The following is a 24,248-nucleotide window of genomic DNA, read 5'->3' as shown; positions in this document are numbered from 1 at the left end:
AGCACGGTTTTGCCCGCAGGCGATCACATCACCGTCAGATTGGCATCAACGCCCAATAGTCCAGATCCAGCAGCACATCGGCTTTGTACTTTCCCTCCGGCCCGCGCAGTTCAAACGGTGCACCGCCTTTGGTGGCCACAAGCCGCAGGCGCAGGGCCCCCACGCCAGGAACGCCAGTTTCTGCCTTATCCAGAACCTCGGACCACGCCTTGATCGTATCGCCGGCGAAACAGGGGTTGGCATGGGCACCACCGTTCAATCCGACGATCATCTGCGCATTGGCGAGCCCGTTGAACGACAAAGCCCGCGCCATCGAGATCACATGCCCGCCATAGATCAACCGACCCTCGGGCCGGAACGTCAGGTCGAAATGCACCTTGGCCGTATTCTGCCACAGGCGCGTGGCCAACATATGTTCGGCCTCTTCCACGGTGACACCATCCACGTGATCGATGGTCTCGCCGACCTCATAGTCGCCCCAACGATGGGGTTCGCCAGCCAGGGCGAAATCATAGTCCGAAAAATCCAACCCCTGCGGGATCACCAGATCATCGATGGACAGCGCCTGTTTCAAATCCGGCACGACGGTATCTGGCGCTGGAGTATCCAGGTTCGACTTACGAACCATGACCCATCGGACATAGTCGAGCACAACCTCATCCCGCTGGTTCAGCCCTTTGGTCCGAACCCACACCACACCCGTTTTTCCGTTCGAATTCTGCTTGACCCCGATCACCTCAGAAACCGAACGCAGCGTGTCACCCGGATAAACCGGCTTCAACCAACGCCCCTCGGCATAGCCAAGATTGGCAACCGCGTTCAATGAGACATCCGGCACGGTCTTGCCAAACACCACATGAAAGGCCGCCAGATCATCAACCGGGCTTTGTGGCAAACCACTGGCCTGCGCAAACGTGTCCGAGGAATAGAGCGCGTGACGCGCGGGATAGAGCGCGTGGTACAAAGCGCGCTCTCCTGTGGTCACAGTGCGCGGCACGGCGTGGTGCAACACTTGCCCCACTTCATAATCCTCAAAGAACCGGCCCGGGTTGGTTTTGGCCATTATTGCTGCCCCAGTTTCATATCCGGCTCATAGTCGCCCTCAATCTCTTTTGTGACCGCCTGCGCACAGCGCATCTGGCTGGTCGCGGGATCAAAGGCGTAAGCGGGCGAGCCGTGCAAGTCCCAGCCCTTGGCCAACGCGTCCGAGACCTTGTGGCAGAAGGCCGAGGAATCCTCGGACGTCAATAGGCGGTAGAGTTTTGCCATGAGTTCAATTCCTTACGAGGTAAAGGGGGATGGGCCGACCAGCCCGTGAATATATCCAATGACGCCCAGCAGAACGATCGACGCGACAAAGAACATCGCATCTTTGCCATAAGTGCCAGGCTCGGATGGGGTCCATTCGGGTTCGGACTTGTTGATCACGATGACCTCGACCACCGCCCAGGCCAGCAATCCGCCGAACAGGATGATCGACGCCAGATCACCATTCACCAGCAGATGCGCAAAGGCCCAAAGCTTGAACCCGCCCAACATCGGGTGGCGCACACCGTTCAATAGCCGCCCCTTGGTGCCTGCAGGGCTCATCAGAAAGATCGCAATCAGAACCAGCAGATTGTTGATATGCACCATGAAGGTCGGTGGTGCCCAGACATGGATGAAATCGGTCATCCGATAGCCAAAGATCATCAGCAGAATCGACACGACCAGCGCAAGCGCCACCGCGCCTTTGCCCGCATTCCCCATCGACGCGCGCTGGTCCGGCATCACACGTTTGAACAAATGCGCCGCCCACCACAGCGCCACACCCAGAATCAGAAGTAGAAAGCCCATGCTGGCTTACCCCGCTTGCAAAGCTAATATCGCCTCTGCTTTTGCCAGAATTTCGCGTGCAGTTACAACGTGCAGGTTTTCGACGATCTTGCCGTCCACAACCGCAACCCCCTGTCCTTGGGCTTCGGTTTCCTCAAACGCCACGATTTGCCGACGCGCCAGATCGATCTCGGCCTCGGACGGCGCGAAGGCTGCATTGGTCACCTCAATCTGCGCCGGGTGGATCAGAGTTTTGCCGTCAAACCCCATATCGCGCCCCTGCGCACATTCCGCGGCCAGCCCTTCGGTGTCTTTGAATGCGTTATAGACCCCATCAACAATGATTAGCCCTTCGGCCTTGGCTGCCAGCAGGCACAGGCCCAGCGAGGTCATCAAGGGTAGGCGATCTGGACGGAACCGGGTCTGAAGCTCTTTGGCCAGATCATTTGTGCCCATGACAAAGCCCGCCATCAGCGGGTGCGCTGCGATTTCGGCCGCGCTCAACATGCCACGCGGCGTCTCCATCATCGCCCAGATCGGCAAATCCCCGGTGATCGCGGCCAATGCGTCAACATCTGACGCCGCATTCACCTTGGGCAACAACACCACATCGGCATCCATATCGCGCACCGCTTGGGCATCCGCCTGCCCCCAAGGCGTGTCCAGCCCGTTGATTCGCACGATTTTGACACGTGCGCCATATCCCCCGACCGACAGCGCTTGTTTCAGTGTCTCGCGCGCGTTCTCTTTTTCGTCGGCTGCCACAGCATCCTCAAGGTCAAAGATGATCGCATCCACCGGCAACGACCGCGCCTTGTCCAACGCGCGCTCTTTCGAGCCAGGGATATAAAGAACCGACCGATAGGGGCGCTGACGAGGATCCATGGCGTTCTCCTTGAAATATTGTTGCGCGGAATGAGCCATTTTTTTCAATTTAGTTCAAGCCCAAAATCGCCGCGGCGCAGCAATTGCTGTTTCCAAGAGCGCAACGCGCGTTGGTTTAACCCGATTTAGGCGTCCTCTCTTCAGGTTAACGACACGGGTTATTTGGGGATTCAAATGAACAAGATGATGAAAGCGACTATGGGGATGGGGTTGTTGGTAATGACCGCCCAGCAATTGAATGCACAACCTCGCCAATGTGCACCGCGTGCTGATGTGGTGCAGCAACTGGAAGAAAACTACGGAGAGACGCGCCGGGGTCTTGGCCTTGCCCGGCAAGGCGCGGTGATGGAGGTCTTTGCCTCCAGCACGAGCGGTAGTTGGACCATTACCGTGACTCTTCCCGATGGCCGGACCCGCCTGATTGCGTCTGGTGAAAGCTATGAACCTCTGACCGAAGCGCTTCCACCCAACACCTAGGTCAACGCGTCCCAAATCAGCTTGCTGCCTGTGATGGTCAGCAAGACATAGGTGATCCCAAAGAACAGGCGTTCGGACATCATTACGTGCGCCCGAACGCCCAGCCAGGCCCCAAAAATCGCGAAGGGGGTCAGCAACAGGTCGGCCAAGGCCGTGTGCCAGGTGAACAGGCCCAAATAGGCATAGGGTATGAACTTCGCGATGTTGATAACCCAGAAGACAAGAACTGTTGAGGCCTGAAACTCGGTCTTCGACAGGCGCTGCGACAGCAGATACACAGCGGCGGGTGGACCACCAGCGTGACTGACAAAGCTGGTGAAGCCCGCCACAAGCCCGGCAACCACCCCGGCAATAGGTGGTAAACGATGGGCAAATCCTCGGATCCAGCCTTTGCTCTGCGCGATGTGCCAGATCACAAATCCGACCGAAATCGCTCCGATCAGCAAACGCAACAGATCATCATCTGTGGCGCGATACAGCCATGCGCCCAATGCGACACCCGGTACTGCGCCCAGGATCAGAAGCCACGAATCTCGCCAGCTCCAGCGCCTCCAATAGGGGCCCAAAGTGGCCACATCAATCACCATGAGGATCGGCAGCATCAACGCCAACGCCTGCCCCGGTGTCAGGATCAGCGCCAGAATCGATGAGGACGCAAAGGCAACACCCGAGCCGAACCCACCCTTCGAGATGCCCGCAAAGATCACCGCCGGGATCGCTACGGCAAAAAACATCAGGTTCATCTCGAACATTTTATTTCCCGGAAATAGACATGAGTCACAGGCGGTTTAGCGCAACCGGCCAGGGGCGCGCAAACAGTATGCGGTGGCATGCCGCGCCGCAGAACACTTGCACGACGCCGCATTTACGACTAGCAAAACCGCGATTTCAAAACCCATCGGAGATATTCCAAATGGCCAGACCCAAGATCGCGCTGATCGGCGCAGGTCAGATCGGCGGTACGCTCGCCCACCTCGCAGCAATGAAAGAACTGGGTGATGTTGTCCTGTTCGACATCGCCGAAGGCACCCCGGAAGGCAAGGCGCTGGATATCGCCGAATCCGGCCCGTCGGAAGGTTTCGACGCCAAGCTCAAAGGCACCCAGTCCTACGAGGATATCGCAGGCGCCGACGTCTGCATCGTCACCGCAGGTGTTCCGCGCAAACCCGGTATGAGCCGTGACGATTTGCTGGGCATCAACCTCAAGGTCATGAAGTCGGTGGGCGAAGGCATCGCCGCCAACGCGCCCGATGCATTTGTCATCTGCATCACCAACCCGCTGGACGCGATGGTTTGGGCCCTGCGCGAATTCTCGGGCCTGCCCCACAACAAGGTCTGCGGCATGGCTGGCGTTCTTGACTCGGGCCGTTTCGCTCATTTCCTGTCGGAAGAGTTCAACGTGTCCATGCGCGACGTCACCGCCTTTGTTCTGGGTGGTCACGGTGACACCATGGTTCCATCGGTGCGCTATTCTACCGTGGCCGGCATCCCTCTGCCCGATCTGGTCGAGATGGGCTGGACCACGCAGGAGAAACTGGACGCAATCGTTCAACGCACCCGCGACGGCGGTGCCGAGATCGTTGGCCTGCTGAAAACCGGCTCGGCCTTCTATGCGCCCGCGACATCGGCCATCGAAATGGCCGAGGCCTATCTGAAAGACCAAAAACGCGTCCTGCCCTGCGCTGCCTATTGCGACGGCGAGTTGGGTGTCAAAGGCATGTATGTGGGCGTCCCCACAGTGATCGGCGCTGGTGGTGTCGAGCGTGTGGTCAACATCAAGCTCAACGAAGAGGAGCAAGCTGGTTTCGACAACTCGGTCAATGCGGTCAAAGGCCTGATCGAGGCCTGCAAGGGCATCGACAGCTCGCTGGCATAAGGTCAGTTTGACACTCAGAACACCGGCTCTCAACATGGGCCGGTGCTCAATCAAAGACCTTCGGTCTCAAAATTGTGGGCTAGTCGCCTGTTGGAGCAAACCCCGCAAACACCTTTTTCGAAACTGTTTTCCTGGTTCCGCGTGGTGAATCGAATCAAGCTCAACCTACGCAGCTAAATTTGTGATCACACCCCAAAATGCTGTGATCACAAATAGTGAAAATCTTCGTGAAAAAGCTCTTCAACGTCAAAAAAGCCTTTAACCTTGCCCGCTAGACACCCCTATAACAGGGGAATTACAGTCAGACGGGACAAATTCGATGAACATTCACGAATATCAGGCCAAAGCGCTTCTTCGCAGCTATGGCGCTCCGGTCTCCGACGGTCGCGCCGTTCTGCGCGCCGAGGAAGCCAAAACCGCAGCCGGTGAGTTGGATGGACCCTTGTGGGTTGTCAAAGCACAGATCCATGCGGGCGGACGCGGGAAAGGCTCATTCAAAGAGGCTGACGCAGGTGAAAAGGGCGGTGTCCGTCTGACCAAATCGGTGGAAGAAGCCGCCGAAGAAGCCAAAAAGATGCTGGGCCGGACGCTGGTCACGCATCAGACCGGCCCCGCAGGCAAGCAGGTCAACCGCATCTATATCGAAGCCGGTTCTGGCATCGAGCGCGAGCTTTATCTGGCCCTGCTGGTCGATCGTCAGACCAGCCGCATCTCGTTCGTCTGCTCGACCGAAGGCGGCATGGACATCGAAGAGGTGGCTGCTGCCACGCCCGAGAAAATCCTGTCCTTCTCGGTTGATCCGGCCACAGGGTATCAACCCTATCACGGTCGCCGCATTGCCTTTTCCTTGGGCCTGCAGGGCGCACAGATCAAACAATGCGTCAAGCTGATGAGCCAGCTTTATACAGCCTTTGTCGAAAAAGACATGGAGATGCTGGAAATCAACCCGCTGATCGTCTCGGACAGCGGTGACCTCAAGGTGCTGGATGCCAAGGTCGGTTTCGACGGCAACGCGGTCTACCGCCACCCTGACATCGCCGAACTGCGCGACGAGACCGAAGAAGACCCCAAAGAGTTGGAAGCCTCGAAATACGACCTGAACTATATCGCTCTGGATGGTGAGATCGGGTGCATGGTCAATGGCGCCGGTCTGGCGATGGCGACGATGGACATCATTAAGCTTTACGGAGCCGAGCCTGCCAACTTCCTCGACGTCGGTGGTGGTGCGACCAAAGAGAAAGTAACCGAAGCGTTTAAGATCATCACCTCGGACGAAAACGTCAAAGGCATCCTGGTCAACATCTTCGGCGGCATCATGCGCTGTGACGTCATCGCCGAGGGCGTTGTCGCCGCCGTGAAAGAGGTCGGCCTGAAAGTGCCTCTGGTCGTGCGTCTAGAAGGCACGAATGTCGAGAAAGGCAAAGAGATCATCAACACCTCTGGCCTCGACGTGATCGCAGCGGACAACCTGAAAGACGGTGCCGAGAAGATCGTGAAGGCGGTTAAGGGTTGATGGTAAGGCCAGTCTTGGTTCTGAGCTTTTTGACAATGGCAAGCTGCGCCGAAGAAGCCGGCAAAGGCAATGCGGTTAGCACGGAAGCTAATTTTTCGCGCGATCCAATTGTGTTCGACTGCCCTGAAGGCCCGGACGTGGATGCGATGAGCAAACAATCGACCGCCACAGGCCGCCCGGTATCTTGCGACGACGGTGAGTTCACTTGGACCATCGATGCTCAACAAGAAGCCACCTAGCCTAATGTACTGAACCCGCCGTATGGCGAGTGAAACGACAATTTGTAAGGAGACGCCCCAAAATGGCAGTCCTCATCGACGAAAATACCAAAGTGATCTGTCAGGGCTTTACCGGCTCGCAGGGCACATTCCACTCGGAACAGGCCATCGCCTATGGCACCAAGATGGTCGGCGGTGTGACCCCCGGCAAAGGCGGGATGACCCATCTTGACCTGCCCGTGTTCAACTCGGTTCACGAGGCCAAGCATGTGACCGAGGCCAATGCCTCGGTGATCTATGTGCCGCCTCCTTTCGCGGCAGACTCGATCCTAGAGGCAATTGATGCCGAGATGGAGGTGATCGTAGCGATCACCGAAGGCATCCCGGTTCTGGATATGATGAAGGTGAAACGCGCGCTGGAAGGCAGCAAGTCGCGCCTGATCGGGCCGAACTGCCCCGGTGTCATCACGCCCGACGCCTGCAAGATCGGCATCATGCCCGGCCACATCCACAAACGCGGCTCGGTCGGTGTTGTGTCGCGTTCGGGCACGCTGACCTATGAGGCCGTCAAGCAGACCACCGATGTGGGTCTGGGCCAATCCACCTGCGTGGGTATCGGCGGCGACCCGATCAAAGGCACCGAGCATATCGACGTGCTGGAATGGTTCCTGGCCGATGACGAAACCCACTCGATCATCATGATCGGTGAGATTGGTGGCTCGGCAGAGGAAGAAGCCGCGCAGTTCCTGGCGGATGAAGCCAAGAAGGGCCGCAAAAAGCCGGTCGCCGGATTCATCGCAGGCCGCACCGCCCCTCCGGGCCGCCGCATGGGCCACGCGGGCGCGATTGTCGCTGGTGGCAAAGGCGGTGCAGAGGACAAGATCGAAGCCATGCGCTCAGCTGGTATCGTGGTGGCCGAAAGCCCGGCGACACTGGGTGAGGCTGTGCTGGAAGCGATTGGGTAAAATGCAGCGGACGCTGATCTCTCAATTGAGGGCAGTGTTCTGCACGAAGGCGGGTGATAAACACTCGCCTTCAACAGCCCGTTCACCTGTGGGCAGTGCCCCCAAATTTGGCAATCGGAAGAGAAGCCAACGCTTGTTTTCAGTCGTGGCTTTTTTGTTCGCCCTAAATATCACTGCAGTCGAGGCTCAAGAATGCAAGGAGGTCTTCTTTCTTTGGGATTCAGAAGGCCAGCTCCACAAAATGAAAGATTGTAGCTACGTTCGCGTCGAACCTGCTGATAACATGTCAAAGGTGTTTAAGCGGAAGGGTAGGTACCAATTTCGTTTTGATGCGATAGATAGCCCAAAAGTAGAGAACATCGTTCAACGAGTTGGAAGCCTGTGTAAACAAATGGGTCGCGACGAAAGCGTTATGAAACTGCTTCCTCGCTCTAACACGAGTTATAGAGTTTTCTTCTCCTGCGCCCCAGGTGAGAGTTAAGAGCCCGATTATGACCTTCTCAGACGCCATCCGCACCTGTTTCTCTAAGTTCTTCACCTTCTCGGGTCGTGCCTCGCGACCCGAATATTGGTTCTTTTTCCTGTTCATCTTTATCTGGAACATCATCGCCGGGATCATCGACTGGCAGTTTTTCACGCAGGTTTCGACCTCGCAAACCGACAGCAGCACAAGCGTTACGGCCACGTCCAGCCAACCGGTGCAATCCATCGTTGGCCTGATCGTCTTTTTCCCGCATCTGGCCGTCGCGTGGCGGCGGATGCATGATACAGGGCGCAGCGGGCTTTTTGCCCTTCTGCCGATCCTGTTGATCCTCGGGGCCTTTGCAGTCTTGATTTTCGGCATCGGCCTTGCCTCAAGTTTCCAGCACGGCGGCAGCCTGGACATCCTGTTCACGCGCGCCACGTTGCTGATCGTCATTCCGACACTGATCGTCCTTTTTGTGTCGCCCCTTCTGGTTCTGTGGTGGCTGACCCGCCCCAGTCAGCCAGGCCCCAATAAATACGGTCCCAACCCATATGAGGTACTCCCATGACCGAACATACGCCCAACACTGCCTTTCATGCCTCTAGCTTCATGCAAGGCCACAATGCCGAATATCTGGAGCAGCTTTACGCCCAGTACACCAAGAACCCGGGCGCGGTAGATGCGGCCTGGGCCGAGTTCTTCAAGGCGATGGGCGATGCCACGCCAGATGTGCAGCGCGAGGCTGAAGGCCCGTCCTGGGCGCGGACCGACTGGCCGCCAATGCCCGCCGATGACCTGACGGGCGCGCTGACCGGGGAATGGGCCGAGATCGACGCCAAGGCAGCGGGCAAAAAGATCAAGGACAAAGCCGCGGACAAGGGTGTTGAGGTCAGCGACGATCAGATCAAACGCGCGGTTCTGGACAGTCTGCGCGCGCTGATGCTGATCCGGGCCTATCGGATCCGGGGCCATCTGGCCGCCGATCTGGACCCGTTGGGGATGCGTGCGGCCAGCACTCACCCCGAGCTGGATCCGAAAACCTATGGGTTCACCGAAGCGGATATGGATCGTCCGATCTTTATCGACAACGTTTTGGGCCTTCAGGTCGCCTCGATGCGGCAGATCGTCGAGATCGTAAAGCGGACCTATTGCGGCACTTTCGCGCTTCAATACATGCATATCTCGAACCCCGAAGAGGCCGCCTGGCTGAAAGAGCGGATCGAGGGCTATGGCAAGGAAATCGCCTTCACCAAGGAAGGCCGCAAGGCAATCCTGAACAAGATGGTCGAGGCTGAGGGATTCGAGAAGTTCCTGCATGTCAAATACATGGGCACCAAGCGGTTCGGTCTCGATGGCGGTGAAGCGCTGATCCCGGCGATGGAGCAGATCATCAAGCGTGGCGGTGCGCTGGGGCTGAGCGACATCGTTATCGGGATGCCGCACCGGGGGCGTCTGAATATTCTGGCTAACGTGATGGGCAAGCCATACCGCGCGATTTTCAACGAGTTTCAGGGTGGCAGCTTCAAACCCGAAGACGTCGATGGCTCGGGCGATGTGAAGTATCACCTGGGCGCGTCCAGCGACCGCGAGTTTGATGGCAACAGTGTCCACCTGTCGCTGACCGCCAACCCCTCGCACCTTGAGGCGGTGAACCCGGTGGTGCTGGGTAAGGTCCGTGCCAAGCAGGATCAGTTGAACGACACCGACCGCACGCGTGTGATGGGCATCCTGCTGCACGGCGATGCGGCCTTTGCGGGTCAGGGTGTGGTGGCCGAAGGCTTTGGCCTTTCGGGACTGCGCGGGCATAAAACCGGCGGCACGATGCATATCGTGGTGAACAACCAGATCGGCTTTACCACTGCACCGCACTTTTCACGCTCGAGCCCGTACCCAACGGATATCGCGCTGATGGTCGAGGCGCCGATCTTCCACGTTAATGGCGATGATCCCGAGGCTGTGGTTCATGCGGCGAAAGTGGCAACCGAGTTCCGTCAGAAGTTCCACAAGGACGTGGTGATCGACATCTTCTGCTATCGCCGCTTTGGTCACAACGAGGGCGACGAGCCCATGTTCACCAACCCGGTCATGTACAAGCGGATCAAGACGCATAAGACCACGCTGTCCTTGTATACCGAACGGCTGGTCAAGGATGGCCTGATCCCCGAAGGCGAGATCGAGGATATGAAAGCCGCGTTCCAGGCGCATCTGAATGATGAGTTTGAGGCAGGCAAAGACTATAAGCCGAACAAGGCCGATTGGCTGGATGGTCGCTGGTCACATCTGGACAAGAACAAGGACGAATACGTCCGCGGTGAAACCGCGATCTCGCCCGAGACGCTTGCCGAAGTCGGCAACGCTCTGACCCGCGCGCCTGACGGCTTTGCGCTGCACAAGACCGTTGGCCGCCTGCTTGAGCACAAAAAGAAGATGTTCGAAACCGGCACCGGGTTTGATTGGGCCACCGGCGAAGCGCTGGCCTTTGGCTCGCTACTGACAGAGGGCTATCCGGTACGTCTGTCGGGGCAGGACGCCACGCGCGGGACGTTCAGCCAGCGCCATTCAGGCTTTGTGCATCAGGAAACAGAGGAGCGTTATTATCCGCTGAACAATATCCGCCCCGGCCAATCGCACTACGAAGTGATCGACTCGATGCTCAGCGAATATGCCGTTCTGGGCTTTGAGTATGGTTACTCATTGGCCGAACCCAACGCCCTGACCCTGTGGGAAGCGCAGTTTGGTGACTTCGCCAACGGCGCGCAGATCATGTTCGATCAGTTCATCAGCTCGGGCGAAAGCAAATGGCTGCGGATGTCCGGTCTGGTCACGCTGCTGCCACACGGGTTCGAAGGCCAGGGCCCCGAACACTCATCTGCGCGGCTGGAGCGGTTCCTGCAGATGTGCGGTCAGGACAACTGGATCGTGGCGAACTGTACGACGCCTGCGAACTATTTCCACATCCTGCGCCGTCAGTTGCACCGCACATTCCGTAAGCCGCTGATCATGGTCACACCGAAATCGTTGCTGCGCCATAAGCTCGCGGTCAGCACAGCTGATCAGTTCACCACCGGGTCCAGCTTCCACCGGGTGTTGTGGGATGACGCTCAGCACGGCAACTCTGACACCAAACTGGTGGCCGACGACAAGATCAAACGGGTCGTTCTGTGCTCGGGCAAGGTCTACTACGATCTGCTGGAAGAGCGCGACGCGCGCGGAATTGATGACGTCTATCTACTGCGGATCGAGCAATACTATCCGTTCCCGGCACATTCCCTGATCAACGAACTTGAGCGGTTCAAAGGGGCCGAGATGGTCTGGTGTCAGGAAGAGCCCAAGAACCAGGGCGCGTGGACCTTTATCGAGCCCAATATCGAATGGGTCCTGACCCGTATCGGGGCTAAACACACTCGCCCGGTCTATGCCGGACGCGCAACCTCGGCCTCGCCCGCCACGGGTCTGGCCAGCCAACACAAAGCCCAACAAGAAGCGCTGGTGAACGAAGCGCTGAGCATTGAAGGAAAGTAATGATGTCCATTGAAGTTCGTGTTCCCACTTTGGGCGAGTCGGTCACCGAGGCGACGGTTGCAACCTGGTTCAAGAAACCCGGCGATGCGGTCGCCGTGGATGAAATGCTGTGTGAGCTGGAAACCGACAAGGTAACGGTCGAGGTCCCCTCACCCGCCGCTGGCGTGATGGGCGAAATCGTCGCTGCCGAAGGCGAAACCGTTGGTGTGGATGCACTGCTGGCGACAATTGCCGCCGGCGAAGGTGCAGCACCCGCGCCCGCCGCCCCAGCTGCTGAAGCCCCGGCAGCAGCCCCGGCTGCCTCAGGCGGTTCAGTCGATGTCATGGTGCCCACTCTGGGTGAATCTGTGACCGAAGCGACCGTTTCCACTTGGTTCAAACAGGTCGGCGACAGTGTCGCGCAGGATGAGATGCTGTGCGAGCTTGAAACAGACAAGGTTTCGGTCGAAGTTCCGGCCCCCGCCGCGGGCGTTCTGGCCGAAATCACGGCCCCCGAGGGTACGACTGTGGACGCTACAGCCAAGCTGGCGGTGATCTCTGGCTCGGCGACCGGGGCAGCCCCTGCACCTGCGGCAGCCGCCGCAGCACCGGCTGCGGCAAGCACAGGCAAAGACGTAGCCAACGCTCCGTCCGCTGAAAAAGCCATGGCCGAGGCCGGGCTGTCAGCGGATCAGGTCACCGGCACCGGGCGCGATGGCCGCATCATGAAAGAAGATGTGGCCAAAGCCGTCGCCGCAGCAGCGGCCCCGGCACCTGCAGCAACCCCTGCCCCTGCGGCCCAGGCGCCACGTGCGCCAGTTGCCGCCGAAGATGCCTCGCGCGAGGAACGGGTCCGCATGACCCGTCTGCGCCAGACCATCGCCAAGCGCCTGAAAGACGCGCAGAACACTGCCGCGATCCTGACCACCTACAATGAGGTGGACATGACCGAGGTAATGGCGCTGCGCAACCAGTACAAAGACCAGTTCGAAAAGAAACACGGTGTGCGTCTGGGCTTTATGTCCTTCTTTACCAAGGCCTGCTGTCACGCGCTGAAAGAAGTGCCCGAAGTGAATGCCGAGATCGATGGCAACGACATCGTCTACAAGAACTTCGTGCATATGGGCGTGGCCGCCGGTACGCCACAAGGGCTGGTGGTTCCGGTGATCCGTGATGCAGATAGCATGTCCTTTGCTGCAATCGAAAAGGCCATCGCCGAAAAAGGCAAACGCGCGCGCGACGGCAAGCTGTCGATGGCCGAGATGCAGGGCGGTACCTTCACCATCTCAAACGGGGGTGTCTATGGCTCGCTGATGTCCTCACCAATCCTGAACCCGCCGCAATCGGGTATTTTGGGGATGCACAAGATCCAGGACCGTCCGATGGTTATCAACGGAGAGATCAAGATCCGCCCAATGATGTATCTGGCTCTGTCCTACGACCACCGGATCGTCGACGGCAAAGGCGCGGTCACCTTCCTTGTGCGCGTCAAAGAAGCGCTCGAAGATCCACGCCGCCTGCTGATGGACCTGTGACCATGGCGACCCATGTTCTGTGGCAAGCCGATGTGGCGGATTTCGATGTCTGGCTGAAAGTGTTCCGCGAAGACAAAAAGATGAGAGAGGCCGCGGGGATCCGCGACCTCCATATCTGGCAGGACCCCGCGCAAAAAGACCACGCGGTTGCGCTGTTCGAAATCACCAATCTGAACCGGGCCGAGAATTTCCTGCAATCCGAAGAACTGGCGATGCATCACGAACGCGGCGGTGTGGCCCATATTCAAATCAAGGTGTTGGAGCCTGTCTAGGCAAGCGGGCCGCCCCTCACCTTTTCTAAAATACTCCGGGGGACGCCCGGATCGGGCCTGGGGCAAAGCCCCCTTCCCCGAAAACCCATAAAGGACCTGAGATATGGCAAATTATGACGTCATCGTAATCGGAGCCGGCCCGGGCGGCTATGTCTGTGCCATCCGCTGTGCCCAACTGGGCCTGAAAACCGCCGTTGTCGAAGGGCGTGAGACGCTGGGTGGCACCTGCCTGAACGTCGGCTGTATCCCGTCCAAGGCGCTGCTGCATGCCAGTCATCAATTGCACGAGGCCGAGCATAACTTTGCCAAGATGGGCCTGAAGGGCAAAAGCCCCTCGGTCGATTGGAAGCAGATGCAGGCCTATAAGGATGAGGTCATCGAAGGCAACACCAAGGGCATCGAGTTTCTGTTCAAGAAGAACAAGATCGACTGGCTGAAAGGCTGGGGCTCGATCCCTGCTGCGGGTCAGGTCAAAGTGGGGGACGAGGTTCACGAGACCAAGAACATCATCATTGCCTCGGGCTCTGAACCTGCATCGCTGCCCGGGGTCGAGGTGGACGAAAAGGTTGTTGTCACATCGACCGGCGCGCTGTCGCTGGGCAAAGTCCCGAAAAAGATGGTGGTGATTGGCGCCGGTGTCATTGGGTTGGAACTGGGCTCTGTCTATAGCCGCTTGGGCGCTGAGGTCACGGTGATCGAATACCTCAAAGAGATCACACCAGGCATGGACCCGGAGGTGCAAAAGACCTTCCAACGGATCCTCAAGAAACAGGGGCTGACTTTCGTTATGGGTGCTGCGGTGCAAAAGACCGAAGCTACAAAGACCAAGGCCAAGGTCACCTATAAGCTGCTGAAAGATGACAGCGAGCATGTGATCGATGCCGATACCGTGCTGGTCGCTACCGGGCGCAAGCCTTACTCCGATGGTCTGGGACTGGACACTCTGGGCGTCGAGATGACGCCGCGCGGTCAGATCAAAGTGGGCAGCGATTGGCAAACCAACGTGCCCGGCATCTACGCCATTGGCGATGTGACCGAAGGCCCGATGCTGGCGCACAAAGCCGAAGACGAAGGCATGGCCGCCGCTGAGCAGGTCGCGGGCAAACATGGCCACGTGAACTATGGCGTCATTCCCGGTGTGATCTACACCTGGCCCGAGGTCGCCAATGTGGGCGAAACCGAAGCCACGCTGAAAGAGCAGGGCCGCGCCTATAAGGTCGGCAAGTTCATGTTCATGGGCAATGGGCGCGCCAAGGCGAATTTCGCATCAGACGGGTTTGTCAAAATCCTGGCTGACAAGGAAACGGATCGCATCCTTGGTGCGCATATCATCGGTCCGGCCGCCGGAGACCTGATCCACGAGGTGTGTGTGGCCATGGAATTTGGCGCATCCGCCGAAGATCTGGCGCTGACCTGCCACGCGCATCCCACCTATTCCGAGGCCGTGCGCGAGGCTGCCTTGGCCTGTGGCGACGGCCCGATCCACAGCTAAGACCAAAGCCCCGGCGGCGATCACGCGGCTGGGGTCAACCACGCCTTCAGGTAGATGTCTAACCTGTCCTGAAAGCGCTCTGACCCGTGCAGGGCACAGAAGGTCAGTGCCATGGCCTGAATTGCAAAGGCCTGCACCCCTTCGGCCAGCAATTCCGACGTCACATCGCGACGTGCAGGGACCGTGTTCAGCCAGGTCTCCACGACACGGACATAGCGTTCGAAACAACGGGCGATAGGCCCAATTTCGGTGATAGCCGCGGCTCCTGAATACCGGATCAACAGATCGAACACGTACCGCTCGGATGTCATGAAGTCATGCACCGGAGCCAGGGCTTGAATAAGTTCGGTAACTGAACCAGGCTCAGGATCTTGTTCAACCTGATCAAAGATCGCGGCCAGCTTTTCGCCGATCAGGTGTGCCATCAAAGCGTCTTTGTCCTGGAAATGCGCAAAGAACGTACCTTTGGCGACTCCCGCAGATTTTACCACATCTTCAACACGTAAAGCCTCGTACCCGCCTTGGCTTACAAGTTCAGTCGCCGCATCCAGTAGCCGGGCACGGGTCTTGAGCGTTCTTTTTTGAACAGTCTTTTGCATTGCCCCAGATTGCATGTTTTTTGACCGTGGTCAAATTTAATATTGACCGCGGTCACTTTTGGATTCTAGTAAATGACCACGGTCATTTTTTGGAGAATCACCATGCCGCGTAAAAAGATCCTGATCCTTGACGGTCATCCCGCAGAAAGCAGCTTGTCCCGGACATTCGCGCAAACCTACGCAGACGCCGCACGTCAAAACGGCCACGACGTTCGCATGATTCACTTGTGCGACTTGCAGTTCGACCAAGATTTCGGCCAGGGCAGTTACGACGACTTCAAACCCCTAGAGCCTGCACTTGAGAAGGTCTTGCAGGACTTTGAGTGGAGCGATCATCTGGTTCTGACCACGCCCATGTGGTGGGGCGGTCTTCCGGCGAAACTCAAGGGGCTGATCGACCGCATGTTCATTCCGGGGCGCACTTTTGACACGCGCAATACAACCAAGCTTGGTTTCCCGGCACCGATTCTGACGGGTCGTACCGCGCGGGTTATCCTGACATCCGACACGCCGGGTTGGTTCATGCGACTGGTGTATCGCCAAGCCCTGATCCGTCAGGTCCGAGATCAGGTGCTGGGGTTTGTCGGCTTCAAACCCACACGGTTCACCTATTTTGCGGGGGCCAGCTATCCCAAGCCCGGACATGTCGACCGATGGATCAGCAAGGTCGCAAAGATCGGTGCGGCGGCTGTCTGACAGCTATGGGCACCTACCACATTGTCTTGGCGGCGCGCGGTCCCCAGTCTTTGTCATATTGCGCGCCACCCTCTTCCCCGGATGAGGCTTCGGCCAGCATCTGACCTACGCTGGGCAAGTTTGCGCTTTCATCCTCTGCGGACCAGGTGCCGGAGCGCATCAACGCGCGGGCGCATTGCGAGTAGATCTCGGTGATCGAAATCACGATGACCGTTGCGGGATGTTTTCCGTTCTTGTCAAACCGCGCGCGCAAAGCCTCGTCCGCGGTCACTCGAGCCGATCCGTTCACGCGCACAACATTGTTCGAGCCTGGCACCATAAACATCAGTGAAACCCTGGGGTCGCGGACTATATTGCGCAGGCTATCCAACCGGTTGTTCCCGCGCCAATCCGGCAAGGCCAGCGTTTTCGGGTCAAGTTCCAAAACAACCGGGCCATCATCGCCCCTGGGACTGCCATCAACGCCTTCCGGTCCTACGGTACTGAGGATGCACAGCCGTGAGGACATGATCCACTGACGATAGAGCGGCGTCAGATGATCAACGACCTTGCGCAACGACGGTGCCCCCGGGGCACCATAAAGAGCGGTCAGCGCCTCGATATCTTCAATGAACTCCATCCGGATCAAACCCCACTTCGCGCATCAAACTGTTCGAGCGTGTCTCGACCATCTCTTCCAAACGTTTCAGGAATAAGTCTTTTGGAACACCGGGCTCGATCGGATCAAGAAAATCGACAATCGCCAGCCCCGGTTTGCGCAGGATCCCGGTGCGCGGCCAGAACACGCCCGCGTTGGTCGCCACGGGGATACAGGGAAACGCAAGACCCTCGTACAGCACCGCCGTGCCCACTTTATATGGCTTCTTTACGCCCGGCGCGACCCGCGTGCCCTGCGGGTAGATCACCAACTGCCCGGGCTCGCTGAACTCTTTGGCCACATCTTTGACCATCTTCGCCACAGCTGCGCCTTTGCGCCCGCGATTGACGGGGATGCAGCCCAGGCGTTTCGCATAAAGACCGATGATCGGTGTCCACAGCAGCTCTCGCTTCATGATGAACTTGCCATGCGGCACCGCGTTGAAGATCATTATGATGTCCAGAAACGACTGGTGCTTGGCCCCCACAACAACTTCGCCGGTTGGAACACTGCCGCGCACTTCGCATCTGATGCCAACCATCCAGCGCGCCATCCACATGGTTGTTCGTGCATAGGTCTTGCAGGCCCGCAACGCGCCTTGTTTGGCAAACAGCGCATAGGGCGCAAAGACGATGCCCAGGATAAGCATCCAGGCATAGATCACGATCATGAAGATCAGTGACCGGATCCATTGAAAGGCCGTGGCCATCACGAAAGCTCCTTCAACTTGCGCCGCGCGGCGGCCCATGTGGCCACAAAGGCAACGGCTGCGCCCAACAGGGGGATCAGAGCGGGCAGCAGCCATCCGATGCCCTGAAAGCCCAGCCCAGTCAGGAAACCACCTGCATCCGAGGCCTCGGGCAGCAACAAAACACCGGACATCCCGAACAGTGTCCCAACCGCAGCCCCAAACAGAGCGCGCAGGGTGAAGCGGCGTACAAAGGCACCTGCGATGAACCTGTCCCGCGCGCCGATCTGACGCAAAACCTCGATGATCTGCGCATTGGCCGCAAGGGAAGCGTTGGCCGCAAGCGTGATCATCGCCGCGGTGGCCCCGCCGATCAGCAGGATCGAGATCCAACCAAGGCGCCTCAGTGACACCGCAGCCTCGACCAAAGGTTCACGCCAACGGGAATGGTCATCCAGCACGGCACCCGGCACCTCTGCACCCAATCGCAGGCGCAGACCGGTGGCGTCCAGGCCCGGCTCTCCCTCGACGATTTCGATCAGCTGCGGCACTGGCAAACTGTCAAGCGGCAGATCAGGCCCGAACCAGGGGGCAAGCAGGGCAACCTGCTCTTCCGTGGTCAGGGCACGGGCAGACGCCACGCCTGGCGTCTGGCTCAGCACGGCCAAGGCGGCCTCGGTCTGCGCGGCACGCTGATCTGCCGGCGCGTTGATCCGCAGTGTAGCAGCACCTGCCAGTTCCGAGGCCCAACGATCGGCCAATCGGCCAGAGGCCAGCGATAGCGCCAGCGCAAAAACCGCCAGAAACGCCATCGCGCCAGAGACGAACAGGGTCAGTTGAGCAGTATAACCGGTGGGCGGCACCACACGGTCGGCGCTGCGGTCGCGTTGCAGCAGGGCGCGCAGGTCATCCTTGATCATAGATCCGCTCCTGCCAGTTGCAGCCCATGCTGCGAAATTCGCAGAACGCGCGCCTGAACCTGACTTTTGGCGGCGCGGATCAGGCTGAGGTCATGGGTGGCGATCAGAACGGTCTTGCCCATCCGGTTCAATTCGACCAACAGACGCAGCAACCGCTGCGACATTTCCCAGTCGACATTGCCCGTCGGCTCATCCGCCAGAACGACATCCGGTGACAGGATCACAGCCCGTGCCAAAGCGGCGCGCTGGCGTTCACCACCCGACAGCTCGGGCGGGTACGCATCGCGACGCGTGCCAAGGCCAACCCAATCCAAAAGCTCGCCAAGATTTGCATCTTCCGTCTCGGCGGCACGCCCTGACACCATCAGCGGTAAGGCCACGTTTTCGGCCACGGTCAGGTGGTCCAGAAACCGACAATCCTGATGCACTACGCCGACCCTTCGACGCAACAAGGCCATCTGATCCCGATCCTGCCGGGCGACATCGTCGCCGAAGACAGACAGTCGCCCAGAGCTTGCCTGCAACGCGCCGTAGCAGAGCTTGAGAAAGGTGGTTTTACCAGCGCCGGAGGGCCCCGTTAGAAAATGGAACGAGCCGGGCTGCAATTGCAGCGTAACATCGCTCAGCAACTCACCATCACCATAGCTGTAGCTGAGATTTTCCAGCTCGATCACAGCTGTCCCCTTTATCTTTTATGCACTGTGTCTTGCCCGAGAGTTGCGACGGTTTCAATGCTTCATCGGTTCCATTTTGGATACAGTTGCACCCCCTGATCGAAAACACGCTTTGCGGTAGCCTCGTATCGGAATATAAGTTTTGAAAAAAGGATGACCGGCCAGTAGGCGGGCCAGGAGGCAGAATGCGGATTACATGCCCGAATTGCGGTGCCCAATATGAAGTCCCTGACGAGGTTATTCCCGAGGGCGGGCGCGACGTGCAGTGTTCAAACTGTGAAAAAACGTGGTTTCAGGGAAAGAGCGACGAGATAGAGGTGCCAGAGGCCGCCGAAGACACGGTCGTGACCCCAAAGCCCGAGCCTATTCCCGAGCCCGAGGCCGAACCGGCCGCGTCCGAGGCCACAACCGACGTTCCGGCAGAACCCGAACCGGTTGCAGAAGCAAAGCCCGAGACCAAGAAGTCCAGCAATCTGGACCCTTCAATCAGCAGCATTCTGCAGGAAGAAGCCGCGCGCGAGTCGGAGTTGCGAGCCAAAGAAGGTGGAAGCTTGGAAAGCCAGCCGGACTTCGCTCTGGATCCCCCACCGGTTCCAGCGAAAGTGGCGCCAAAACGGCCACCGGCGACTCAGACCGCAAGCGATGCCGGCAAGAAAAAAGAGCTGCCAGATGTCGAAGCGATCAATTCCGGGCTGCGCAGCGCGACGGTCGGCGATCTGAACGACGCGCCACCGGTGGCACGCAAATCCAACGGGTTTCTGCGGGGTTTTGCGCTGATTGTCATCATCGGTGTGATCCTGCTGCTGATCTACAGCAACGCCAACCAGATCAGCGAGGCGGTACCGCAAGCGGATCCCGTGTTGCAATCTTATGTGTCCATTGTCGATCAGGCCCGTTTGTGGTTGCAAGCGCAATCAGACGCGGGCGCAGCGCAGAACTGACCCTTCGGGTCAGAACCGCTCCAACAGCCGTTTGAGATAGTCTAGCTCGACTTGGGGCCGATCCGTATCGCCGGTACGGCGGCGGATTTCGTCCAGCAACTCGCGGGCGCGGCGATAGACGTCTTCGCCCTGCAACAGATTCTCATCGGTCGAGATTGATCCATTGGCGCCAGCATTCCGGCCCAAGGGGTCACGACTGTTGGCTTGTGCCTCCCCTTCCTGCGTGCCCTGTCCCGGTTGGTTCTGCTGGTTCTGAGCCATCGCCTCGCCCAAGGATCGCATACCTTCCCGCAGCGCTTCCATCGCCTCGGACTGGCGGTCAATCGCTTCGGCCAGATCATCCCCGCGCAAAGCGTCTTCGGCCTGATCCATGGCGCGACCGGCCCGATCCAGCGCATCCCGCGCGGCGTCACCTTCAGGCGTACCACCACCGGGCAGGCCCTGTTGCTGACGGCTCAACTCGTTGCGCAAAGCTTGCTGACGATCCGCCAGCGATTGCTGCTGGCCGGATTGGCCCTCACCTTCGCCATCAGGCGTTCCCTGGCCTTGGCCTTCGTGGCTTTCGCCCCGGCCTGAGCCGCCATTGCGCCCTTCATTGCCCTGACTGTCACCAGCCTGCGCACCGGGATTGAACTGTTCTTGCAGATCACGAAAAGCCTGATCACTGAGCCCCTGCTGTTCACGCAGCGTCTCGGCCAGTCCTTCCATGGCCTGCTGGCCCTCAGATTGACCACCCTGGCCCTGGCCTTGGGTGACGCGCATGTTTTCCATCATCTGCTGGAACTCCTCCAGCGCCTGCTGCGCCTCGGCCATACGGCCCTGTTCCATCAGTTCCTGAATGCGATCCATCATGCGTTGCAGATCGTCTTGTGACATCTGCATCGATTCACCGTTTTGACCTTGCTGCGGCTCGCCACCCTCACCGTTTTCCTGCGCCAGGCGTTGAAGTTGTTGCAGATAGTCCTGCGTGGCCTCGCGCAGCTCCTGCATCAACTCGGCAATCTCTTCGTCGCTTGCCCCGTTCTGCATCGCTTCGGTCAGGCGTTCCTGCGCCCGCCGCATCCGTTCCAGCGCATCCGCAAGTGTGCCATCTTCGATCAGAATCGCCAGGTCCCATAGCGCCTGTGCAATCTCTTCCTGCTGCTTGTCCTTCAACCCGTATTTGTCGAACGCCTCAAGCCGGCGCAGGGTCACGCGCAGGCGCAGATAGGCCGTCTCGGACCGGAAGACGCCATCGGGCAGATGGGACACGGCGCGCAACACCTGCGACACGCGCAGTGCGTTTTCCTTGGACCACAGCAAGTCACGGCGCTGTTCGATGATCGCTGCTGCAAGCGGGTCAAAGAACCTGCGTGCGGGCAGATCGGTCTGGTAGATCTCGGATGTCGCCACCTGCTCTGCAGCGTCCTGCGCCGAGAGCGTGATCTTGACCGGCAAATGCGCCCAGGGATGTTCCGAGAAATCTTCGATCAGGTCTTCGGTGAATTCACTGCGATCTCCGGTGATCGGCATCGGCAGGTCAACGGATATCAACTCGCGCGGTTCCGGGTCGGTGGCCAGACCATAGCGGCGGTCGACATTGTCCAAATCCAGCTCAATCCGGGCCGTGCCCGAGATCACACCGTAATCATCCGCCGCATCAAAGGGCAGTTTCATCTGACCGCCTGCCTCGGCCTCGGCCCGACCCGAAACTGCGATCTGCGGAGCAGTGTCGGCAACGATCTGAACCGCCCATTCCTGAGCAGCAGGACCTTCGATCTTCAACTGGCCCGAGGTTTCGGCCACAAAATCCTGTTCCGGCTCGGTCGCCAGTTCGGCCCCGGTGGGTGATGTCGTCTCGGTCAGTGTATGGGCACCGACCTCACCATAGAACCGCAAGGTGATGCGGCTGCCTTGCGGCACCACCAGCGACGGACCACTTTGATCGGCCAGATAGAGCGTCGGCAATCCGGTATAGCGCGGGGGCTCGACCCAGCCCTCCCATGTCGCTCCCGGCCCGGCCTGTGCCGTACCCGGCGCCATCTCGGCCACGGACCCAATCCGCCAGAATGATCCGAACACCAGACCCACTACCAAGGCCAGCATCGCCGCATAGCGTAGGGCAAACGGGTCGCGCGAGGCGAGCCGAAGGTCAGGCGAAACAGGTTCGGCCTGGGCTGCGCGTGCTGCCATGCGGGCCTGATGGGCCTGCCACAGGGCAACGGAATCTGCGTCCATCGCACCAATCGCCTGATCATCCAGCAGCGCCTGTATAGGACGGCCCGGCAATGTCTCATCCAAACGGATCAAAGCTTCGGCCCGGGACGGTATGTGAACGCGCCGGACCCCGTAAACAGCTGTCACAACCAATGCGACAACCGCCACCACGGCGGCGCCCCAAACGGTTTCGACAGCGACAAGATCGTGCAGGCCCAGCAACAAAGCGGCCATAACCAGCATCGGTACCGAGAAGAACGGCCAGAAGGCGCGCAAAACCTGCTCGGCCAGCAAACCCGCGTGGGTCAGCCACAAGGACAGTCTAGGAACGGGCAGCTTCGAGTTGTCGCGCAAGGCGGGCCTCCTGATTGGGCCCGCGCGACCACCGCGTCAAAGCCACGTAGGTATGGTATCGCGGTTTATGATTTCGTCAAAGCTTGGGCGTTCACGAATTACGGCAAATTGATCCCCGTTCACCAAAACTTCGGGGATCAGAGGGCGCGTATTGTATTCGCTGGACATTACCGCGCCATATGCGCCTGCGCTGCGAAAGGCGATCAGATCACCGGATTGCAAGGGCGGCATATTACGCTGCTTGGCAAAAGTGTCACCGGATTCGCAAACCGGGCCAACGATGTCATAGGGCTGTGGCTCGACACCAGCCTCAGGTTCCTGAACCGCAATAATGTCGTGATGCGCTTCATACATTGCGGGTCGGATCAAATCGTTCATAGCCCCGTCAATGATCAGAAAATCGCGGCCTTCACCGGACTTCACATAGATCACCTTGCTGACCATCAAACCAGCATTGCCCGCAATCAGTCGCCCCGGTTCAATCTCGATCTCGCACCCCAAATGTCCAAGCGTTTTCTTGACCATAGCACCGTATTCAACCGGCAACGGTGGTGCCTCGTTCGAGCGGGTATAGGGAATGCCCAGCCCGCCACCCAAATCCAAACGGCGGATATTGTGGCCCTCGGCACGCAACTGCGCGGTCAGATCGGCGACTTTGTTATAGGCCAGCTCGAACGGGGCCAGATCGGTCAATTGCGACCCGATATGAACGTCGATCCCGATCACCTCAAGTCCCGGAAGGCTGGCCGCGCGGGCATAGACCTCGGACGCGCGTGAGATCGGAATACCAAACTTGTTCTCGGATTTACCCGTGGCAATCTTGGCGTGGGTTTTCGCATCCACATCAGGATTCACCCGCACGGTAATCGGCGCGATTACGCCCAATTCCTGGGCAACCGCATTGATCACTTCCATCTCGGGCTCGGATTCCACGTTGAACTGACGAATTCCACCGGTCAGCGCCGTGCGAATCTCATCTGCCGTTTTACCAACGCCCGAGAAAACGATCTTGTCGCCGGGCACACCAGCCGCCTTGGCACGCATGTACTCACCGCCCGAGACGACATCCATCCCCGCCCCCACCTGCGCCAGCGTCTTCAGGATCGCCTGATTGCTGGCCGCTTTCATCGCATAGCAGACAAGGTGGTCCGTGCCTTCCAATGCGTCGTCAAACAGCTTGAAATGACGCTGCAACGTCGCTGTCGAATAGACATAGAACGGCGTTCCGACCGCGGCTGCGATCTCGGAAATCGGGACATCCTCGGCGAAAAGCGCGCCGTCGCGGTAGAGAAAATGATCCATAAAGCGCGCTTAGACCAAAAAAGGCCTGTGGATCAATGGAGTCTGGCGGATTTACACGCCGAACAAAGTCAAAAGGACGTTGAGCCACCCACACGCCCATATCCCGAGATCGAGATACCCGAAGACTTGGGCTCGGGCGTCGGCTCGGGGCGCGGCTGAGACGTAGGTTCACAAGCGGCCAAAGCCGCAAGCAGAAGAAACGGGGTCCATAATTTCATGATATCTT

At 58.8% G+C, this 24,248-nt stretch carries 25 protein-coding genes; 12 read left to right on the top strand and 13 right to left on the bottom strand.

All coding sequences use genetic code 11. From position 1 onward, the window contains the following. Positions 1-34: 34 nt before the first annotated feature. Genes GOV38_RS08490 through GOV38_RS08475 form a run of 4 tightly spaced genes read right to left on the bottom strand, consistent with a single transcriptional unit; the run spans position 35 to position 2,700 of the window. A complete protein-coding gene (locus tag GOV38_RS08490; RefSeq protein WP_171212982.1) occupies positions 35-1,063 on the bottom strand; it encodes a MaoC family dehydratase in 1,029 nt (342 codons plus the stop codon). Continuing rightward, a complete protein-coding gene (locus GOV38_RS08485) occupies positions 1,063-1,269 on the bottom strand; it encodes a DUF1737 domain-containing protein (protein WP_171100961.1) in 207 nt (68 codons plus the stop codon). The genes GOV38_RS08490 and GOV38_RS08485 overlap by 1 nt, the downstream gene beginning before the upstream one ends. Positions 1,270-1,281: 12 nt before the next feature. Beyond that, positions 1,282-1,836 (bottom strand): NnrU family protein, encoded by a 555-nt coding sequence (locus tag GOV38_RS08480; RefSeq protein ID WP_171208970.1) that lies wholly within the window; start codon positions 1,834-1,836, stop codon positions 1,282-1,284. Positions 1,837-1,842: 6 nt separating this feature from the next. After that, the gene (locus GOV38_RS08475) at positions 1,843-2,700 is read right to left on the bottom strand and encodes a CoA ester lyase (RefSeq protein ID WP_171208971.1); all 858 of its coding nucleotides are present in this window, start codon (positions 2,698-2,700) and stop codon (positions 1,843-1,845) included. A 183-nt stretch (positions 2,701-2,883) separates the two neighbouring features. On the opposite strand from GOV38_RS08475, the gene GOV38_RS08470 reads away from it, so the two are divergent. Then, complete coding sequence (locus GOV38_RS08470) at positions 2,884-3,177, top strand: hypothetical protein (protein WP_254430564.1); 294 nt, start codon at positions 2,884-2,886, stop codon at positions 3,175-3,177. Here GOV38_RS08470 and GOV38_RS08465 read toward each other — a convergent pair. Next, positions 3,174-3,929: a sulfite exporter TauE/SafE family protein gene (locus tag GOV38_RS08465; protein ID WP_171208973.1), complete on the bottom strand. Its 756-nt coding sequence runs from the start codon at positions 3,927-3,929 to the stop codon at positions 3,174-3,176. The genes GOV38_RS08470 and GOV38_RS08465 overlap by 4 nt on opposite strands. Before the next feature lie 161 nt (positions 3,930-4,090). Between GOV38_RS08465 and mdh the strand changes: the two genes are divergently transcribed. The 9 genes from mdh to lpdA all read left to right on the top strand — a co-directional run bounded on the left by mdh (position 4,091) and on the right by lpdA (position 15,015). Next, complete coding sequence (mdh, locus tag GOV38_RS08460) at positions 4,091-5,053, top strand: malate dehydrogenase (RefSeq protein WP_171100951.1); 963 nt, start codon at positions 4,091-4,093, stop codon at positions 5,051-5,053. Between the two features lie 319 nt (positions 5,054-5,372). Then, positions 5,373-6,566 carry an ADP-forming succinate--CoA ligase subunit beta gene (sucC, locus tag GOV38_RS08455; RefSeq protein ID WP_171208974.1) on the top strand — a complete coding sequence of 398 codons (1,194 nt, stop codon included), beginning with the start codon at positions 5,373-5,375 and terminating at the stop codon, positions 6,564-6,566. Between the two features lie 35 nt (positions 6,567-6,601). Beyond that, positions 6,602-6,805, top strand: coding sequence for a hypothetical protein (locus GOV38_RS08450; protein WP_171208975.1), 204 nt, complete (start codon positions 6,602-6,604; stop codon positions 6,803-6,805). A 62-nt stretch (positions 6,806-6,867) separates the two neighbouring features. Beyond that, entirely contained in the window at positions 6,868-7,749 is an 882-nt protein-coding gene (gene sucD / locus GOV38_RS08445) for a succinate--CoA ligase subunit alpha (RefSeq protein ID WP_170462664.1), read from the top strand. 491 nt (positions 7,750-8,240) lie between these two features. After that, the gene (locus tag GOV38_RS08440; RefSeq protein ID WP_171208976.1) at positions 8,241-8,783 is read left to right on the top strand and encodes a DUF805 domain-containing protein; all 543 of its coding nucleotides are present in this window, start codon (positions 8,241-8,243) and stop codon (positions 8,781-8,783) included. Further along, positions 8,780-11,737 carry a 2-oxoglutarate dehydrogenase E1 component gene (locus tag GOV38_RS08435; RefSeq protein ID WP_171208977.1) on the top strand — a complete coding sequence of 986 codons (2,958 nt, stop codon included), beginning with the start codon at positions 8,780-8,782 and terminating at the stop codon, positions 11,735-11,737. Before GOV38_RS08440 ends, GOV38_RS08435 begins: the two co-directional genes overlap by 4 nt. Positions 11,738-11,739: 2 nt before the next feature. Beyond that, positions 11,740-13,251 (top strand): 2-oxoglutarate dehydrogenase complex dihydrolipoyllysine-residue succinyltransferase, encoded by a 1,512-nt coding sequence (gene odhB, locus GOV38_RS08430; RefSeq protein ID WP_171208978.1) that lies wholly within the window; start codon positions 11,740-11,742, stop codon positions 13,249-13,251. Positions 13,252-13,253: 2 nt separating this feature from the next. Then, a complete protein-coding gene (locus GOV38_RS08425) occupies positions 13,254-13,523 on the top strand; it encodes a hypothetical protein (RefSeq protein WP_171100940.1) in 270 nt (89 codons plus the stop codon). A 103-nt stretch (positions 13,524-13,626) separates the two neighbouring features. Further along, entirely contained in the window at positions 13,627-15,015 is a 1,389-nt protein-coding gene (gene lpdA, locus GOV38_RS08420) for a dihydrolipoyl dehydrogenase (RefSeq protein WP_171208979.1), read from the top strand. Between the two features lie 20 nt (positions 15,016-15,035). Here the strand turns inward: lpdA and GOV38_RS08415 are convergent, their stop codons facing one another. Continuing rightward, a complete protein-coding gene (locus tag GOV38_RS08415; protein ID WP_171208980.1) occupies positions 15,036-15,614 on the bottom strand; it encodes a TetR/AcrR family transcriptional regulator in 579 nt (192 codons plus the stop codon). Between the two features lie 102 nt (positions 15,615-15,716). Here GOV38_RS08415 and GOV38_RS08410 point away from each other — a divergent pair, with 102 nt between their 5' ends. After that, positions 15,717-16,310, top strand: a complete 594-nt coding sequence (locus GOV38_RS08410) for an NAD(P)H-dependent oxidoreductase (protein WP_171100933.1) — start codon at positions 15,717-15,719, stop codon at positions 16,308-16,310. Positions 16,311-16,323: 13 nt separating this feature from the next. On the opposite strand, the gene GOV38_RS08405 is transcribed toward GOV38_RS08410, so the two are convergent. From GOV38_RS08405 to GOV38_RS08390, 4 genes are read right to left on the bottom strand one after another with little or no spacing between them, the layout of a single operon-like run. Next, positions 16,324-16,929: a pyridoxamine 5'-phosphate oxidase family protein gene (locus GOV38_RS08405; protein ID WP_171208981.1), complete on the bottom strand. Its 606-nt coding sequence runs from the start codon at positions 16,927-16,929 to the stop codon at positions 16,324-16,326. Then, the gene (locus GOV38_RS08400; RefSeq protein WP_171100929.1) at positions 16,916-17,656 is read right to left on the bottom strand and encodes a 1-acyl-sn-glycerol-3-phosphate acyltransferase; all 741 of its coding nucleotides are present in this window, start codon (positions 17,654-17,656) and stop codon (positions 16,916-16,918) included. Before GOV38_RS08400 ends, GOV38_RS08405 begins: the two co-directional genes overlap by 14 nt. Further along, entirely contained in the window at positions 17,656-18,555 is a 900-nt protein-coding gene (locus GOV38_RS08395; protein WP_171130915.1) for an ABC transporter permease, read from the bottom strand. Before GOV38_RS08395 ends, GOV38_RS08400 begins: the two co-directional genes overlap by 1 nt. Further along, entirely contained in the window at positions 18,552-19,229 is a 678-nt protein-coding gene (locus GOV38_RS08390; protein WP_171208982.1) for an ATP-binding cassette domain-containing protein, read from the bottom strand. The genes GOV38_RS08395 and GOV38_RS08390 overlap by 4 nt, the downstream gene beginning before the upstream one ends. Positions 19,230-19,414: 185 nt before the next feature. Here GOV38_RS08390 and GOV38_RS08385 point away from each other — a divergent pair, with 185 nt between their 5' ends. Further along, complete coding sequence (locus GOV38_RS08385) at positions 19,415-20,170, top strand: zinc-ribbon domain-containing protein (protein WP_171208983.1); 756 nt, start codon at positions 19,415-19,417, stop codon at positions 20,168-20,170. A 9-nt stretch (positions 20,171-20,179) separates the two neighbouring features. Here the strand turns inward: GOV38_RS08385 and GOV38_RS08380 are convergent, their stop codons facing one another. The 3 genes from GOV38_RS08380 to GOV38_RS08370 all read right to left on the bottom strand — a co-directional run bounded on the left by GOV38_RS08380 (position 20,180) and on the right by GOV38_RS08370 (position 24,240). Beyond that, positions 20,180-22,720, bottom strand: coding sequence for a TIGR02302 family protein (locus GOV38_RS08380; protein WP_171208984.1), 2,541 nt, complete (start codon positions 22,718-22,720; stop codon positions 20,180-20,182). A 36-nt stretch (positions 22,721-22,756) separates the two neighbouring features. After that, a complete protein-coding gene (gene lysA, locus GOV38_RS08375) occupies positions 22,757-24,022 on the bottom strand; it encodes a diaminopimelate decarboxylase (RefSeq protein ID WP_171100918.1) in 1,266 nt (421 codons plus the stop codon). Between the two features lie 68 nt (positions 24,023-24,090). Next, positions 24,091-24,240, bottom strand: a complete 150-nt coding sequence (locus GOV38_RS08370; RefSeq protein ID WP_171100916.1) for a hypothetical protein — start codon at positions 24,238-24,240, stop codon at positions 24,091-24,093. Positions 24,241-24,248 lie beyond the last annotated feature (8 nt).

This window comes from Ruegeria sp. HKCCA5839, from assembly GCF_013035585.1.
GTDB lineage: Bacteria > Pseudomonadota > Alphaproteobacteria > Rhodobacterales > Rhodobacteraceae > Ruegeria.
Note: the sequence above shows the minus strand (reverse complement) of the source record. Positions and strands in the feature narration are given on the sequence as shown.